At 47.3% G+C, this 17,142-nt stretch carries 15 protein-coding genes and 1 pseudogene; 2 read left to right on the forward strand and 14 right to left on the reverse strand.

The window, feature by feature from the left end:
• Positions 1-16: 16 nt before the first annotated feature.
• From ACIDITHRIX25_RS000000100270 to ACIDITHRIX25_RS000000100305, 8 genes are all read right to left on the reverse strand, one after another.
• Positions 17-745, reverse strand: a complete 729-nt coding sequence (locus ACIDITHRIX25_RS000000100270; protein WP_201731909.1) for an SOS response-associated peptidase — start codon at positions 743-745, stop codon at positions 17-19.
• 151 nt (positions 746-896) lie between these two features.
• Positions 897-1,619, reverse strand: coding sequence for a class I SAM-dependent methyltransferase (locus ACIDITHRIX25_RS000000100275; RefSeq protein WP_201731910.1), 723 nt, complete (start codon positions 1,617-1,619; stop codon positions 897-899).
• Complete coding sequence (locus ACIDITHRIX25_RS000000100280; RefSeq protein WP_201731911.1) at positions 1,616-2,959, reverse strand: glycosyltransferase family 4 protein; 1,344 nt, start codon at positions 2,957-2,959, stop codon at positions 1,616-1,618. Before ACIDITHRIX25_RS000000100280 ends, ACIDITHRIX25_RS000000100275 begins: the two co-directional genes overlap by 4 nt.
• Positions 2,949-4,235: an NRAMP family divalent metal transporter gene (locus tag ACIDITHRIX25_RS000000100285; protein ID WP_201731912.1), complete on the reverse strand. Its 1,287-nt coding sequence runs from the start codon at positions 4,233-4,235 to the stop codon at positions 2,949-2,951. The genes ACIDITHRIX25_RS000000100280 and ACIDITHRIX25_RS000000100285 overlap by 11 nt, the downstream gene beginning before the upstream one ends.
• A gap of 156 nt (positions 4,236-4,391) precedes the next feature.
• Positions 4,392-5,738, reverse strand: coding sequence for a magnesium transporter MgtE N-terminal domain-containing protein (locus ACIDITHRIX25_RS000000100290; protein ID WP_052605746.1), 1,347 nt, complete (start codon positions 5,736-5,738; stop codon positions 4,392-4,394).
• 398 nt (positions 5,739-6,136) lie between these two features.
• Entirely contained in the window at positions 6,137-6,844 is a 708-nt protein-coding gene (locus ACIDITHRIX25_RS000000100295; protein ID WP_052605747.1) for a class I SAM-dependent methyltransferase, read from the reverse strand.
• 841 nt (positions 6,845-7,685) lie between these two features.
• The gene (locus tag ACIDITHRIX25_RS000000100300; RefSeq protein ID WP_201731913.1) at positions 7,686-9,002 is read right to left on the reverse strand and encodes an MFS transporter; all 1,317 of its coding nucleotides are present in this window, start codon (positions 9,000-9,002) and stop codon (positions 7,686-7,688) included.
• Between the two features lie 167 nt (positions 9,003-9,169).
• Positions 9,170-10,774, reverse strand: a complete 1,605-nt coding sequence (locus ACIDITHRIX25_RS000000100305) for an MDR family MFS transporter (protein WP_201731914.1) — start codon at positions 10,772-10,774, stop codon at positions 9,170-9,172.
• A gap of 583 nt (positions 10,775-11,357) precedes the next feature.
• On the opposite strand from ACIDITHRIX25_RS000000100305, the gene ACIDITHRIX25_RS000000100310 reads away from it, so the two are divergent.
• A complete protein-coding gene (locus ACIDITHRIX25_RS000000100310; RefSeq protein WP_201731915.1) occupies positions 11,358-12,377 on the forward strand; it encodes a prenyltransferase/squalene oxidase repeat-containing protein in 1,020 nt (339 codons plus the stop codon).
• Here ACIDITHRIX25_RS000000100310 and ACIDITHRIX25_RS000000100315 read toward each other — a convergent pair.
• Positions 12,358-13,014: a class I SAM-dependent methyltransferase gene (locus tag ACIDITHRIX25_RS000000100315; RefSeq protein WP_052605750.1), complete on the reverse strand. Its 657-nt coding sequence runs from the start codon at positions 13,012-13,014 to the stop codon at positions 12,358-12,360. The genes ACIDITHRIX25_RS000000100310 and ACIDITHRIX25_RS000000100315 overlap by 20 nt on opposite strands.
• A gap of 234 nt (positions 13,015-13,248) precedes the next feature.
• Between ACIDITHRIX25_RS000000100315 and ACIDITHRIX25_RS000000100320 the strand changes: the two are divergent.
• A pseudogene (locus ACIDITHRIX25_RS000000100320) lies at positions 13,249-13,715 on the forward strand (SDR family oxidoreductase); the annotation flags it as partial.
• A gap of 205 nt (positions 13,716-13,920) precedes the next feature.
• Here the strand turns inward: ACIDITHRIX25_RS000000100320 and ACIDITHRIX25_RS000000100325 are convergent.
• Genes ACIDITHRIX25_RS000000100325 through ACIDITHRIX25_RS000000100345 form a run of 5 tightly spaced genes read right to left on the reverse strand, consistent with a single transcriptional unit; the run spans position 13,921 to position 17,125 of the window.
• Positions 13,921-15,270: a sensor histidine kinase gene (locus tag ACIDITHRIX25_RS000000100325; protein WP_201731917.1), complete on the reverse strand. Its 1,350-nt coding sequence runs from the start codon at positions 15,268-15,270 to the stop codon at positions 13,921-13,923.
• 49 nt (positions 15,271-15,319) lie between these two features.
• Positions 15,320-15,466 carry a winged helix-turn-helix domain-containing protein gene (locus ACIDITHRIX25_RS000000100330; RefSeq protein WP_082058655.1) on the reverse strand — a complete coding sequence of 49 codons (147 nt, stop codon included), beginning with the start codon at positions 15,464-15,466 and terminating at the stop codon, positions 15,320-15,322.
• The gene (locus tag ACIDITHRIX25_RS000000100335) at positions 15,463-15,648 is read right to left on the reverse strand and encodes a hypothetical protein (RefSeq protein WP_201731918.1); all 186 of its coding nucleotides are present in this window, start codon (positions 15,646-15,648) and stop codon (positions 15,463-15,465) included. Before ACIDITHRIX25_RS000000100335 ends, ACIDITHRIX25_RS000000100330 begins: the two co-directional genes overlap by 4 nt.
• The gene (locus ACIDITHRIX25_RS000000100340; protein ID WP_201731919.1) at positions 15,649-16,311 is read right to left on the reverse strand and encodes a zinc ribbon domain-containing protein; all 663 of its coding nucleotides are present in this window, start codon (positions 16,309-16,311) and stop codon (positions 15,649-15,651) included. It lies immediately after the preceding gene.
• On the reverse strand, positions 16,295-17,125 hold the full coding sequence (locus ACIDITHRIX25_RS000000100345) for a hypothetical protein (RefSeq protein WP_201731920.1): 831 nt from the start codon (positions 17,123-17,125) through the stop codon (positions 16,295-16,297). The genes ACIDITHRIX25_RS000000100340 and ACIDITHRIX25_RS000000100345 overlap by 17 nt, the downstream gene beginning before the upstream one ends.
• Positions 17,126-17,142 lie beyond the last annotated feature (17 nt).

The following is a 17,142-nucleotide window of genomic DNA, read 5'->3' on the forward strand; positions in this document are numbered from 1 at the left end:
TCTTGGCTTTCGGCAATCAAGCTACTTCTGCACTTATTTTTTCAGCGGTTAGCGGCTCGATAGCCTTTGCACCTTTGAAGCCCGGGGAAGCTACTGCCTTTGATACTTCAAAGAAGGTCGGCTTTGAAGCCAAGGTGTAGGTAGAGATTTCACTTAGGAGTTTATCTGACTCGCCTTTGGAATCTATTTCCCCGTTGATCCACTCCCCAAGGAGATCTTGCGGGACAAAGCAGGGCATTCTGTCGTGGATACCAGAGATGGTTTCATTTGCATCGCGAGTTAAAATAACGAATGAGAGCAACCCAGTGGTTCTATCTGGAACCTCGAGGCCTGCCAGTAAAGAGATGTCATTCGAATCGAGACGAATGAAGAATGGGATCTTTTTGCCATTTGAGGTCAGCCATTCGAAATAGCCATTTATAGGTATCGCAATTCGGCGATTTCGAAGCGCTTTTGAAAAGGAAGCCTTTTCATTGGCAGTTTCAGAGCGCGCATTGATTATTAGTTTTGTTCTAGCTGGAGTTCCAAAGGTAAAATTGGCTCCAAACGTTTCAAAACCAAGATAGGACACTTCGGTTTTTGCGCCCTTTATAACAATAGCCCGCTCGCTTGGTGCGAGGTTAAAGTTCTCATTTGCCGCGATTTCGACGAGAGATTCGTCTTTGACTATTTTGCCAATTTGTGGACTTTGATATTTTGAGATAATTTCTGAGATAGATATATTCTGAGTAAACCTGCCGCACATTTAAAAAGCCACCTTAGATTCTAATACCCTAACCCTAGCCGTAATAGTTGGAGTTTGGTGGGAAATCGTATCATTAGCTGACTTTGGAAGAATTATTCCCGGTTTTTGGGCTGTAGTCTGTCGAGATTGAGGCTATCCATGCGGAGAATGTTCAGGTTTTGATGGCGTAGAGAACTAATGACTTTCCAATTGATGGATCAAGAACCCTTTTCTCGAAGGTATCTAAGCGCTCGAGTCGGCCAGACATTTGCTTGATCAATAGATCTTGGTATCTTCGAATCGGCGATAAATTGGTTTTTTCTAACCCCAGCAGTGTCTTTAGCCACCAGTAAGGTGAGTGAAGACCATGTGCATATGAGACCATAACTACATCCAAGTTAGCTTGTGCGATTCGTTGGAGAAGTTGGCGTTTTCGGTAGATCCTTATGTGTCCACCCTTGACGCTATGGTACTCCTTGGAGAAGATCCAGTTTAATAATTCCGGCATCGCTCGAGGTACTGAGATCGCGATCATTCCGCCGGCCTTTGTGACCCGGTTTATCTCTCTTAGGACGACATGGTCTTCTTGAATGTGCTCGAGGATCTCCGAGACGATCACTATATCAAATGAGTTGTCATGGAAGGGGAGACCCCTGGCGTCACTCACAGCCAGTGAGAGAATCTTGGGTGATGTGTCGTCTTTGATGTCTAGATAAGCCAACGTCTCGTCCAGGGCCGCTGGAATTGTTTGAAGTGGAGTTGGGTCGATTTCAACACTTACTACGCTGGCTCCGCGAATTATGGCTTCGATACTGTGTCGACCCGCTCCAGCACCTAGGTCGAGGACCGATTTTGTACGCAGATCGCCAAAACGATCAAAGTCGAATGTCTTCATGAAATTTCGCCTGTCGCATCCTCAAGATGTAATGGTTCATTGAAGTTGACCTTTAAAACATTGGGCGATGGTATGGGGTCTTTGCTTCTTGCAATAGCGAGATTATATTGTTCAACGGTGGCAATAGCTGCGCTCTTCCAGGAGTAGTTTGCTAGAACCCGAAGACGACCATGGTGTGAAAGTGATGCCCCAAGTTCGCTTGAGTCAAAGATCATCGAGATTGAGTCTGCTAGTGATTCTGGATTCCTGGCCTTGGCAATTAGGCCTGCTACCCCATTTTCACCTACCACTTCTGGTAAGGCGCCGCCATCGGTGGTGACAAGGGGTGTTCCACAGGCCATGGCCTCAACGGCCGGGAGAGAAAATCCTTCATACACGCTTGGTACACACGCCACCTGGGATGTAGAATAGCACCGCACCATCTCCTCGTGAGTCACCTTGCCGACAAATTCTACATGACCGCCAATGCCAAGCTCTTTTACGAGTTGATGTACTTCGCTATTGGATTTGCGTGCTCCCAGTACCTTTAGAGTCACGTCAGGATAGTTAATACTTAGGATTTTTACAGCTTCCACAAGGTATTTGAGCCCTTTTAGTACGACGTCCGCACTAGCTGTGGTTACGATTTGGTGTGGTATCGGTGTTATTCCATCAATGGGTCTAAAGACTGTGGTGTCTACGCCTATCGGAATAACGGTAATCTTTTCGGGATCTAGTTTCATCCCTGTCACCATGTCATTTTTTGATGCCGTGGAAACTGTAATTATTGATTCATATCGTCTTGCGACTTCGCATTGAAAGCGAACGAAACCGTACCAGCGCCTCGCTCCTAACTTGGCAAGCATTCCCTTGGCACCTTTTATATCAAGTGTGCGGTCCACCGTGATTGGATGGTGGATAGAAGTCACGCTAGGAACATTGTCAAAGGACAGTCCCAGTAACGACCAGTTTAGGGACTGGTTATCGTGGATGACGTCAAATTCCCCAATGCGTCGACGAATCTGACGGGCTGCTCTGTAGCCAAAGACTCTTGGTTCGGGAAATGAGCCAGTTGACATCAATGCAAACTCTATTAAGTCGAACATGGACTTGAACTCCGTGAGTTTGGGAACTCTAAAAGGATCTGGCTCACGATAAAGGTCGAGAGAGGGGAGTTTGACGAGCTCAACCCGTTCGTCTAGATGAGGATATGGAGGTCCTGAAAATACTGTAACTTTGTGGCCCAAGTCGCAGAGCGCCGCCGTTATATATTTTGTGTAGACACCTTGACCACCTGAGAAAGGATTTCCTCGATATACGCAGAATGCAATTCGTAGAGATCGCGATAGATCATCCGCCAATGTGAAACCAACCTAAAACTGTCTGCCCCATAAGTACTAAAGACAGACTAGACACGCCAACAACCGTGGCAGTCGCAACACCTCTGAATATACGGCCATTAGCCGCGTCTCCGAGTATGGACCGCTTGTTTGCTAACTTTAATATGAATACCAAGATAACTGGAGTCACTAAACCTTGGAGCACTTGGGAAAAGACTAGAAGTTTGATTAGACTGCCCGGGACTAGGGCTACAGCTGCTCCAATTGCAATTTGAACTGTGAAGATACCGAGAAAGACGGGGGCGTCCTTTAACGATCGAGAGACCGAACGTTCAAATCCAGCTGCCTCTGCGATGGCGTAGGAGGTGGATAGGGGAACTACAGCAGCAGCAAGGGCCGAAGCACCAAAGAGGCCAGCTGCAAAGATGTAAATATCTGCGGCCCCTGCTACAGGACGAAGGGCCCGTGCCGCTTGAGAGGCAGAGGTGAGTGGTCCACTGCCCCCAATTGCAGCAGCTGTAGCAATGATCATAAACATGGAGATGATATTCGCGAAGATTGCCCCGCCGACGGCATCAAAACGCTCCAATGGATAGTCGTCCGGGCTTACCCCTCGGTCGACCACTCCCGATGCAGCATATAGCTGCATATAGGGCGAGATGGTGGTGCCAATGAGAGCTACTGCTAGGTAGATGTAATTCTTGGAAAGGACGAAATGTGGAATTACTAGATTGGTGGCTATTTGGCCAAATTTAGGGTGACTAAGGAAGGCCGCAATTGGATATGCAAGAAATGCGAGCGACATAAACAGAAAGATTCTCTCAGCGTATCGATATGAACCTAGAAGTACCAGCGACCAGACACCGACTGCTGCGATTGGAACTGAGATATATCGAGAGACCCCAAATAGCTCCAGAGATGCGCCAATCCCAGCAAATTCTGAGACTACAAGGCCGAGATTGGTTACAACTAAGGCGACAATGGCCAGAAAGGTGAGACGGATTGAGAACTGTTCCCGAATGAGGCTTGCTAATCCCTTGCCCGAAAATGTGCCAAGGCGTGCCGACATCTCTTGGACCACAACAAGGCCGACTGTTACCAATAACATAAAGAAGAGGGTCTTGTAGGCAAATTGAGAGCCAGCCGATGCGTAGGTGATAACTCCGCCGGCGTCGTTTCCAGCGTTTGCAGCGATTAATCCGGGGCCAGCAGCTCCGAGGTAGGCGATAATTCCAAACTTTTTCTTGGTGCTGAACCGAGGCTCCTCACCAGAATCATTCTTTCGTGGCTCTTGCATTTAATTAACTCATATTCAATTGTGTGAATACTCACGGCTATCAAATAACAAATGCACAGAATGTCTCCTTGTGATATCGGTTAGTGCCGATCTTTTAGTAATCATGTGTTTAAGGGGTAATTTAGAGCTTCGGAATGGTTTTATGGGTGCAAGCAATTAAGAGAGTAACCGAGGGAAGCGTCCTTTGGATCGATCTGGCAAAATCGCATCAACCAGATCATCCGCTAGGATTCGACCCAAAGTCTTCCCCTCCTCGACTACGACCACAGAGGAGCGCCTAGTCTCAATTAGTGCTTCAGCAATCGCATCAAGGTCGTCGTTAGGGTCGACAGTCACGCATTTTGATTCGCGAACTAGCGTAGCAATCTGGTCGTTTCTATTTGAGACCATAAGCAGCTCGAAGATCGATACGTCGGCGCAGAAGTTTCCATCTTCGTCAAATACTACAACGCCATCTAGGTCGCCACCGTGGTCTGAAAGGTCGCGCAATTGGTCGATTACCTCGCTTATGGTGGCCGCTTCGTGGACCTCAAGAACCAGACTGGTCATGATTCCGCCAGCGGTCTTTTCGTCGTAGGAAATAAGCTCTTTCAAATCCGCGGCTACGTCAGGTTCGAGGAGGTCGAGCAGTTCATCTCGTTCATCTTCGTCAAGATCTCGAAGAACATCAACCGCTTCGTCTGGCTCCATATTTGCCACGAGGTCGGCGGCTATATCTGGTTCGGTATTTCGAATGAAGGATTCGATCTGTTCAGCATCCATCTCCTCAAGGGCATCTGCGATCGCTTCAACACCAAGTGCCTCGATTAACCCACTGCGCTCTCTTCGTCCTAAATCTTCTAGCAGGTCTGCTAGTTCGGCCGGGCGCAGCCGCTTTATTCCTCCGTTGGCTCGGGCTGCACGTAACTTCATCTCGCCACTAGTTTCATCGAAAGCTGCGACATCGGACCAATCGATTACTCGTATTGGGTTGGCCCTTGCTCGAATTCTCTGAGGCGCCATACGTCGAAAGAGAGCATTCACTCCAACTTCGACACCAACCAGCCTAAGTTTCCCCAGTGCGTTTGCTAGATAGAGTTCGCTTGCACGAATAACTTGGATTCCTTCTACGTCGACCAGCTGGTGGTCTAGGATCTCCTCCATCAGAAGTACTTCGTTGTTGCGCTTTGAAAAATCCCGCAGATCTACTTTAGAGCTTCGAAGCGCTATGGATTTGGTTTCAAAGATCTCCACTTTGTCAATATCAACGAAGGTACGTTGACGTCCCACCCTAACGATTAGACCCGTAATTGGTGGATAGTCAATTTCTGGAGACCATCGAGCGACGATGTCGACCAAAACGCCAATATCACCACCACTTTGATTGCGAACGGTAATTCCAAGCAACCCAGATAGCGGCATTATTGCTGCGCGTATTTCCGAAATGGCAAGGATTCTTCGAGCTCTTGAAACTCTGATTCTTGAAATCCGAACCGGCGAAGGAATCTGTACCTTGTAGGCCATGATTTAACCCCTTATACTAGAAATATCTAATAGATAGGGACGTCATCACCGCTCCGATGTGGCTCGTAACCTTAGTGGGTTGCAACTAGCGCTACCAGACCGACAGTGACGTCATAAAGACGAATTTTTCTCCGGTACTCGGGGGTTCACTAGAATTCATGACATCACCTCCATATTTCAAACAGATCAACTACGCAGAGTCAGACCTCGGTGGAGGCCCGTGCTTACCCACCGTTAACTTCTATGCCAAAGAAAACCTTGTGACGTTATGCCAAACTAAACGATAGGGCGTAAATTACTACTCCTTAAAGCGTAGCTGTATAATCGCAGCTCTTGGTGTTGAAAAAGCGAATTGTCTCAACAATTTACTCTTAATTTACGCAATATTATCTTTACCACTATGGTTTTTTAGCGCGAATTATTCCAGCTTCGGAAACAATCCTGATCGCCTCGATCTCAACGAATCCAGCGTTTGAAAGGAGGGTTACCCAAGAAGCTTGGCTTATAGGTTTTTCTTGAAAACGAAAGAGGTACCTGAATCCGTTCTTTGCAATTCTCCAGTATCCGCCGGGGCCTTTGGACATCATTGTTTTGACTTTGTCCATTATTACCGCGCGGTCTTCTGCGGTAGCACCACGTCCGAACATCATGTCGCCGAAGATAAGCTCTCCGCCAGAGTGGAGCCATCGGAATGCATCGTGGACAAAACTCTGTTTCTCTTTGTCACTTAAGTGGTGCAGCACGTAATTTGAACAGACTAGACCAACGGTACCGTTAGTAACTCCATATTGCTGAACAGAGCCAACCACTGCTTGTACGTTTTTGATCTTTTGACTTTCGAGTTTTTCATTCAAGAGGTCGATCATCTTCGGTGCGATATCGAGTGCAAGAACTGATTTTGTCTTTGTTGCTAGGGGTATGGAAAGCTGACCCGAACCGCATCCAAGATCGATCGCAAACTCTAAAGGTCGATCTCCAATGAGTTCAATCATCTCGTCAACTACCCGTTGTAGTCCAGGATTTTGCATTTCGTCCCAGCTGGTGGCGCGTCGTGACCAGACGACCCGCTGAAGATAGAGACCTGCCTTTTGCATAATTGAAGACAATTTTTACTCTTTCAAACTTGGCACGAACATAAGACAATCGCCGTAAAACGTATCTTTGTTGGGCTCAAGTGGAAGTCTCTTTAGCGCCAACAGCATTAACGGCTTATGACATATTAGTTGGAGGGAGTGAAAACGAAGTGAGAAATAGATTCTAGTCAAACCCTAAGGTCAAATTATTACAGTTTTGCCCCATCGAGGTGGAGGTTTATCGCCCTGGCTTATTTTGATTACGAAGTAGGTGGGACAGTTTGAAGTCGAATATCGATTATCGGTAGCGACAATGAGATATTGTATGAAAATTTCGGAAATAAAATTTCAGAAAGGATGAATTTGGTTATAGTTTTACGGTAGTGGCGACTTTTGAACGATAATTCATGACCTATTTACGCCAATTTATGGTTGGCGTAGCACGTAGAAAGTTTTTATATAGATATTATTTAGTGCTATATTCTTATATTTGATCCGGTAATTGATGAGAATAATTGATATATTGCCTTAATTTTTTATATGGACCGCTGATTGTTCCTGACGAATTTTTATGTCTACTTTTTGCTTTCACCTTCTGATCTAGGTAAGCAACTCGCCTTGGCGGTGCTGGTTACGAATATAGATGGTATTTTGGCCACAAATAACCTGGTGTAGCGAGTAGTTTAGAGCGCTAAAGAGCGGGGCATGTACCTTATAATTTTGCTCGTGGCTACTTGTCGAAGGATGATTTTATAGTTGGGCTTTATTATCTAATCACCTGCAGATGGGCTATAATATTTTGCTAAATAAAAATTAGCTTGCTCATATAAATTTTTAAAAATGTAATACCCGTCATTTATTAGTGAACTCGCTTTTAGATGCGGGTGGCGTTTGCTTTGTGGCGATGATATATAACAGCCAAGAGTCCCGCCGTTAGGGTTGCTACCCCTCCAACTAAGATCCCCGAGCGCCCTCCAAAATGACCAGAGATATAGCCGATCAATGGAGCTCCGATTGGTGTTGATCCAAGGAATGCGACGCCATAAAGTGACATGACCCTACCTCTCATCTCAGGAAGTGATGTCATCTGCAAGAGCGAATTTGCGGTTGAGAGAAAGACGATCGACGCGGCACCAGTAAGAGCTGTTGCAATCAGTGCCAATGGGAATGATGGCATTTCGGACATCAATATCATTAGCACTCCGAAAGCCAACGTTGCAGCCACTAGGAGCTTTTGTGAGACCTTGGCATAAGTTGCCGCTCCTAATCCTCCTACCACTGCGCCTAGACCAAGACTCGCCGTGATAAGTGCATATGAGCCTGCTCCGAGGTGAAAGGTATCCGTGGTGAAAAGCGGCAGGGACACTTGAAATTCATACGCGAGAGTTCCGACGATCACCATCATCAAAAGGGGGATCGCAAGTGAGGGTGTTTTGGCGACGTAGGAAAATCCTTCTCGCAGCTGGCCGGATTTTGAGGTGGCTCGTGTGGCTGGCATAAGTTCTGATGTGCGCAACATGATCAACATTGCAATTACCGCGAGAAAGCTAATGGCGTTTAGGATGAAGTTTGGTCCGACTCCTAAGCTGTAGATGACAGCCCCAGCAATCGATGGTCCGATTACGCGGGCGGAGTTCATGACCACTGAGTTGAGGCTTACCGCATTTGGAAGATCTTTGGGTCCTACCATTTCGATGACGAAAGTCTGTCGAGCGGGCATATCGAGTGTATTTACCAGTCCAACAAGGGCTGCTGCTACAAAGATCATCCAGAGTTGCACCAGGCGAAACTCTACCAATAGGCCAAGAGCAAGCGCGAGGAGCGCAAAAGCGCTCTGGGTTCCAATTAGGAGTTTGCGCTTGTTGGCACGGTCAACGTATACTCCAGCAAGGGGACCTAGCAGTAGCGTTGGAAGGAAGTTGGCCGCTGAAACTAGGCCAAGAACCACCCCTGACTTTGACAGTTGAAGAACCAACCACGATTGCGCGATCATCTGCATCCACGTGCCGGAGTTTGAGACTACTTGACCTATGAAATAGAGGCGATAGTTGCGGTTTGAGAGTGCAGAGAAAGTAGCGAGTTTGGCTCGAGGAGGTTTTTGTTTTATAGCATCGTCTTCTGTATGGGTTTTATGGTCTTCTGGGTCAGAGTTATCTGACGCCTTGGAATATTTTTTAGATATCTGGCTCATTATAAAATCTTTTCGTAATATTAATTTATCTCTTAGGGGCGGGGTGGATGATTCTTTGGTGAAACTCATTCCAAGATTGAGAGTCCCTGGTGTCTCTTTCTCCTACGTGAGTTCCGACCACGATATCTTGTTGGTGACTAGTCGATTTGAACTTTTGTTTGATATCACTATTCGCTAATTAGGAAGGGTATATGTTCTTTGGAATTTTCGTTGGACTTTGCTCCGGCTATGCCAGCTATCGACCTCAGTGGCTTTTCCGGAAGCATTAGAGCTAAGGCGATTGCTATAGCGCTAAATGGAATAGCCCACAGAAAGACCACGTGAAGGCTTTTGACAAATGCGTCAATTACCCCGATATGTATCCGAGTCGGAAGTTTTGCGAGTTGTGCTGGTGAGCCTCCCATCACTGCTGCAGTTGCGCTAGATGTACCCGCAGCAGAACCCATGGTACGAGCGAGATTGAACGAGAGCCGATTGATGAGGATATTCCCAAAGAATGAGGTCCCAATTGCACCGCCCATCGTTCTAAAGAAGGTGACGGCGGAAGTGGCTGTTCCTAGATCTTTGATGTCGACCGAATTTTGAGTTGCAAGGATGATGACTTGAACCGAAAGGCCAAGTCCTAATCCCGTTATGGTCATGTAAATACTCTCAATCCAATACTGAGTATTGGCCTCAAAGAGTGAAAGAAGATAGAATCCGCTAGCAAGTAGGATCGAGCCAATGATGGGGAAGATCTTGTATTTTCCAACTCGTGTGATTATTTGGCCAGATCCGACTGAACCAAGTACTATTCCAAGAGTTAACGGAATAAGCATTAGGCCAGATCGCGTCGCTGATACCCCTCTGACGATCTGCATATATTCAGGAAGAAATATCACAGCGCCAAACAGCGCAAAACCGGATAGGAATCCTATGGATGACGAGACTGAAAAGACTTTGTCTTTGAATAGTCGAAGTGGAAGAATCGGCTCCGGGGCTCTATTTTCTTGGAAGATAAAGGCCAAAGTCAGAGCTATGGTAGCTGCGGCTAATGAAATAATCATGGGCGAGGTCCAAGAGTAGGTGACTCCGCCCCAAACGGTCAAAAGTAATGCGGTAGTTACCGCGGCGGTGATGAGGCCAGATCCTAAGAAATCGATTTTGTGAGGCATTCTGCGAACTGGCAATTTCAGGACATATGAAGTAACCACAAGGGCGAAGATCCCGATGGGGACATTTACGTAAAATATCCATCGCCATGAGATCTGGTCGGTCAAAAATCCTCCGACCAAGGGTCCAAAGACGCTCGCGCTTGCAAATACTGCTCCGGTGTAGCCTTGGTATTTTCCCCTCTCGCGAGGAGGCACGATATCGCCAATGATGGATAGAACCATGGCGAATAGCCCACCACCACCGACTCCTTGAATTGCCCGAAAAGCTATTAGCTCTCCCATATTTTGACTAAGTCCAGACAAGACTGAGCCCACTAGAAAGATGACGATTGCAAATTGAAAGAGTGCTTTTCTCCCATATAAGTCAGAGATCTTGCCATAAAGCGGAGTGACCGCAGTCGAAGAGAGCAGATAGGCGGTGACTACCCAGGATAGGTGTTGAAGTCCACCTAGATCTCCTACGATTGTGGGTAATGCCGTTGATACTATTGTCTGATCTAGTGCCGCAAGAAGCATTCCTAACAAAAGACCGCTCAGTGCCAAAAGTATTTGGCGATGAGTCAGAGGGGTCGAGCCATGGGTTTGATCTAAAGGCTCGGCTTTCGACTCTTTGTCCATCGCTTTTTTTGTCTCCTTCGGGAAATTCAGCGGTCAACTTCTCTGCAGAACTTGATAGTTGCATGCAACACACAACTATCAACTCTACTTCGGGCATTAGCTATTCCGGGTTTAGTATCGCCTCATCAAAAACTTCGATTTCGATGAATGCCCATAGCTTTGCTAGGATTCTTTGTCCATAAGATTGCATGGACGTCGACGCTTTACTATTAGCAGCGTCTGGTTTTGCGTCAACTCTATTTGGGTTGAGGTTCGCTGGAGCTGTGCAATAAATTTTCAAAGATGCCAGGCAAAGATTTAGGTGAATATAGATGCGAGAACCTCTAGAGCGGGCAGGTGCCGAAAGTTCAAAGAAGTTGCTGCTTTATGTTCAGCGATTCATGGCTGTATTCTCAGGGTTTGGTAGCAAATCTCTCCCAATCTAGGGCTTTTAGGTCGCTCCCTTCCCCTTCCACCTTTGGTGTCTTTCGCTCTTTGTTTAGAAATCGTCTCTAAAACCTTGTATCTATTGACTGGTGTATAGAGTCGTTCCGAAGGCATCTGGTAGGTTTTTCGTATTTCTACTAGACTATTTTATTTAATAATGCTTACAGATCTAGAAATCAAAACTACTGCGAAATGGATAAGTGAAGTTCAACTTCGTAACGGTTTAATCCCTTGGTATTCCGGGGGTCATATCGATCCGTGGAATCATATTGAAGCTGTGATCGCCCTAGGCATGGCGGGTTTTGATGAAAGTGCAATAAAGGGTGTTGACTCACTTTTTTCACTCCAAAATCGTGATGGCTCCTTTTGCCACTATTACCTAACCAATGGCGTAAAGGAGCCAAATCGCGATCCAAATGTGATCAGCTACTGTGCCCTGGGGTTACTTGCGCTACATTCGTGCATTGAAAACCTCGATGTAGAGCGGTACTTTCCATTCGTTGAGCGTGCACTTGACTATGTCGTCATGTACCAACGTGATGATGGAAGTTTCCCGATGATGATTACTCCTGAGGGGCTATGTCATCCCAAGTCGCTTTTGGCTGGCAGTTGTTCGATTCTCAACTCTCTCGAGGCAGGAAGTTTTTTGGCAGGAATAGTCGATATCGAAAAGCCTGAGTGGAAACGTGCTCACGAGAGTCTTGGTGATTTTATATATTCGAGCGACTCACGTGTCGTGGCAGACAAATCATCCTGGGCGATGGATTGGTACTATCCCTACTTGGCAAATATTCCGCGATTTGGAGGCCAAGGCTTAGGGCTCGGCCCTCATCGTGAAATCGGTCGATTTTTCGTGTCTGGCTCAGGAGTTAGATGCATCTCTGGGCGAGATTGGTTTACGGCTGCCGAGACCGCCGAGGCCTCGATCGCATTTTCACTCAGCGGAATGAATGAGGCGGCAACGGAGATTTTCTGGACAACAAATCGTTTCAGAGGCGAGGATGGCTCCTACTTAACCGGACTGGTGTATCCTAGTCAAGCTAGTTATCCTCATGAAGAGAGGTCCACATATACCGCGGCAGCGGTGATAATCGCAAACGATGTCATATCTAGCGGTATCTTTGGAAGCCTAGGAGAATTCTTTATAGAGCGTTGGCTCAGGCGCCATCATCGATGATCTTTTTCAGGATTCTAAGCGATCCCTCGGACGAGATCTCTTGGTAGGTAGCGCTCTCTAAGGCATGTTGAAAGATCTCAAATGGTGGTCTTCCCCCATCCTTTGGGTCAGGGAATACATCATGGATTGCCAACGTGCCACCTAGTCCCAACAGAGGTGAATAACTTTGAAAGTCACTCCATTGGGTTTTTTCGTCGTGCCCTCCGTCTAGAAAGATAAAGTCCACAGGGTGCTTTATAAATTTGGCGGCGTTGCGCGAATCCCCCAAAACTGCCATTACATATTTATTTAGGTTAGTTACTCGCATCGCGGCCCGAAATCTTCCAAGGGTGTCTAGATCGTTCGAGACTGGATCCACTAAAGTCCAGTCGTGGCTCTCCCAATCCGGGCCATTTTCAATGGACCCTTTATGGTGATCGATTGTAACCACTAAGGACTTAGATAGTGAAGCCGCGTACCCAAGATAGATGGTCGATAGGCCACAATAGGTCCCAATCTCGATTCCTAGGCTGTTTGGCGATGCTAACGCCTTGCTAGCCCAGTAGCACAGTGCCTCACCCTCTGAAGTTGGCATAAAGCCTTTTACCCATAGAGCAAGATCTAAAAGTTCGGCGGGAAGGCTCAATCGATACTTCATTTGGCTCCTTTTAGTGCGGAGTAAGTTTTTATGCTGTATGTAAATATATAAGGACCGCTGTGCTTCGGTGTTTTGAGAATGAATAATTGCCTTGTTGCTTATTCTTGGAATCGAAATTGGTTTGACCTTCTTGGCGTCTTTGGCCGCCAGTGCGACTCTAGGGATCCATGTCCATCAAATTGGAGTCATCACTGACTATCTGATGGTTCAAATTAGACAACCTTCTAGGGTTGCAACCCTTTGCATGAGGTCACTGATGAAGTGTGGGAGCGGGTGTTTGCTGTCAATGTTGATGGCATGTTCCGCCTGACCCGCGCCGTGATTGCGCTCACATGCTCGGCGCCGGCGCCGGATCGATAGTTAATATCCCATCAGAGGCTGGTCTGCGAGGGTTTGCCGCTGGCCTTGCCTATACCGCCTCAAAACACGCTGTAGTTGGCCTGACCCGTAGTTGCGCTTTTATGTATTGGCCATCGGGTCTTCGTTTCAACGCGGTCGCACCTGGGCCGGTTGCGACGAACATAGAGGCTTCGTTCGCATCTGAGCTTGGTCAATCCCGCATCGCTAATGCAATGGCTGCGATGCCTCCGATTGCGCAAGCGACGCAGTTTGCTGCCTTGATTACCTTTTTGCTGAGCGATGATGCTACGAATGTAAATGGTGCAATTGTACCCTCAGATGGGGGATGGCCAAGCCTTTAAAGACCACCTCCTTCCGATCTTTTTTAGCGTCAAGTCGTGCGCGCGATTTTGGTTTTATGGGCTATTTGAACGGCAGATTCCTAAATAGATTCCTAAAAGGGTCTCTCCGGTACATCCCTTTTAGGAATCTGTTTTTCGCTTTTGTATGTCAAGTTTAGGGTCACCTTTGAGGTGATTCAATATGGGTTCGCAACTGGTCGAACGACTATCTCTTTTGATTGGCGGAGAGTTTTTCTGGTTTACTCTGGTGATCTAGCTCTGGCTCGTTGATTGTGATTGGAAAAGTCAAGGTGAACTTGGAGCCAACTTGATATCTTGATTCAACATCGATACGCCCACCTATGTTGAGGGCAGCTTGCCTGGCTATAGAGAGGCCAAGTCCGGAACCACCACTGGCGCGATCTCTTGCGTTGTCTATTCGGTAGAGACGATCAAATATTTTATGGATATTCTCTTTCTTGATTCCGATTCCATTATCTGTTACCGAGATCGAGTATTCGTTTTGCGAGGCGCGCTTCCCCTCGATTACTACAGCTTTTTTAGTGGTTGAATATCTGATTGCATTGCTGGTGAAGTTGTCGATTATCATCTCGATTAATCGTTTGTCCTGGGCAATCTCACGCGGTTGATAGGATATCTCAAGCGAAATTTCTTTTTCTTTAGCGCGATTTTGGAACCGCCCTTTTAGATTATGCGAGAGTTCAATCGAATTGAAGTGCGTCTGGGTTGCCGCTTTCGTCACCTCCAAATGATCTAAGGAGCGTAGGTCTTCTAGTAAAAAATGTATCCTCTTTACCTCGTCGGTAATTAGCTCGATGGCTTCAGTCTGTTCTTTTGGTTCTGATATGGTTTTATCGGCAATTGCTATGGCCAAACCTGTAGCAGCATTGATAGGAGTCGCAATTTCGTGGGCTAGGTCCGAAAGAAATCGACGCTGTTCTTGGTCGGAGCGCTCTAGTGATTTTGCCATTTGATCGAAGGCACTTACTAAGGCGTCGAACTCAGACGGCAGGGTGTTTTGAAGGCGCGCGGACAGGTCCCCAGATTCAATTCTTTGGGCAACTCTTGATGTCTCTTTGACTGATCCACCTATCGCTCTTTCGATAATAGAGGTGACCCAGAATGCGCCAATGAGTACTCCAACGATTACTATCGCTGACACTGTGGTTATTTCAACCGATAGGGGTGTAGGGTTTGACTTTGGCGCGATGACTGTGACGTCTAAAGAGGGTCCTATTCTGGCGAAAGAGACCCTTGAACCATAATTCATTGATCCAGGGGTTGCAAATAATCGAACTCCATCTCGGTAGATTGAGAAATCAAATCCGGGTGAGGCCCGATAAATTTCATTGAATGCGTGAGAGTTCAAGCCGTTAGTGGCAAGTTCATATACCGATCGTGAGATTGAGCGAGCCGCGTTCTTTAGGTAGAGGCGTTGGTCGCTTCGTTCGAGTTGCATTGCCAAGATGAAGCTTCCAATGATGCCAATTGCGCCAGTTAAAAAGAGTACTGCCAACACTCTGGACCTAATTGACTTTACTTTATATTTGGGCAAAGCTGCTCCTTTGGATTACTTTATCGAATCGAATCTCAGTATCTTGGGTTCATCTCTCATCAAGTCGGTAACCAACGCCTCGCAGTGATGTGATGTTCGCGGCTCCATTTAGTTTCTTCCTGAGAGAGGCGACATACACATCGATGGTTTTTTCCGTGATGAAGGTAGTTCCGCTCCGAAATACATATACATTCATATGCACCTCTTTTGTTTTCGCTCTCCAGACGCCTTTGCGTGTTCTGCCCCATCCACGGGGGCAGAACTAGGGCGAGTCGGTGGTTGCACACCTCCCACGTCCAACTCGCGTTGTCGTGGTATCGTTGGAGTCCTGCCGTGAGCGCTATCCTTGGCATCTTCGAGGATGTTCCGGCTTTCCATTTAGCGTAGGAACCTCGCGTCAAGAATCTTTCTCACTTCCGTGTAGGGAGTGAACCGGTCGATCTGGTGATCTTGGATCCTTGATTTGATGTTCATGGAGGCTACGTGATCTGCATCGCCCTGCCAATTGCAATCCCAATAAGGGTTACGACAGTGAAACACATCCCCGCTTCGGTTGTCGAAAGAGACATACCCACACGTTGGATTAGGAGATGTTTGGCTGGTGTAGGCCGCGTTGACCGTTTTAATGCCGGAACCTCCGACATGCGCATGTACCATAATGCGTTCTTGGTTCTCGTCCCTTGCCCACGATGAGCAGAGTCGAGATATCTTCTTAGACTTAGCCTTACCCCCTAGGTGAGACAGATCTTCGGTGATGATTTCTTTTGGCCGTTGTGATGGATGTTGGGGAGCTCGTCCATTAGCTCTGGTGCGATTGCCCTCTCCGTAGACCACTTCTTTGATTGCAGCGCCCGAAATTGTCTGTAGTTGTGCCTTTGCACGCCTGAGTCGAGCTTTTTGTTTCTTGGTCCCTAGGTTATTTCGTGAGATGTGCTTGGTTCTTCTGGAGCCAGCACCTCTCTTTGATAGAGCGTGAAGTTTGTTCCTTGCCTTGGCGGTCTTATGCCTGCGCTTAGTCATGGAACTATAGAGCTCGGCCATACTCGTCGCCATGATGAACTCCCGAGTCATCAGTGCAGACCTCGGTGATTCCCCAGTCGAGCGATACAGCGGGGCCGGTGGCCTTGGCTAGAGCTGCAACGTCGTAGCTAACGTGAATGAAGGCCCGCTTGTTCTCTTCATCAAGTACGACCCTGACATTCCCCGACACACGAGAAATGCCAGACAGGGGTAGCGAGATGCGTTTGTTGCGAGTTGAGCTGACAACTTTGACATAGCGTCTGGTCTTGCCTTTAGCTGTGTCGTTGTCGACCACTGAATACAAGGTAGAGTCCAAAGACATCGAGTGAGACTTGATAACGGTTGGCCAGCTACCATCGAGTGCATCTCGAATGACGCGATGTAAGTACGAGGCTATCTTTGCACCCGTTTCGGGGGAGGTAGTCACAGTGGAGATCTCTGGCACGCCGCCACCCATGATTTGGCCAATAGCCGAGTATCTCGTTAGACAAGCATAGGCATAATGCCTCTCATCTTCGTCTGTGAAGCGTCTCCACACCCTTGCCTTGACGTTAGCTCTTACAAAGCAGGACTCGATGTGGCGAATACAGGTATCCACGGCGTCAAAGGCAGCTTGGTCTACCAAATGGACGTTGATGCCCTCTGGGTATAAGCCCTGTGCCTTTGCATAGTCACGAAAGCTTTTGCTTCTATCAAGCAGCCTCCATAGGCTAGTCTGGCGCAGATGAGCTACGAAGACGCGCTTTGCGTCGCTATAGTGCCCAATCACAGAGCGCGTCTCGTCATACTTGTTCTTGTTCAGTGGCAACGTGGCTAGACGTACCGTGCGCTTCATAATGCTAACCATAGAGT

Source organism: Acidithrix sp. C25, from assembly GCF_904848545.2.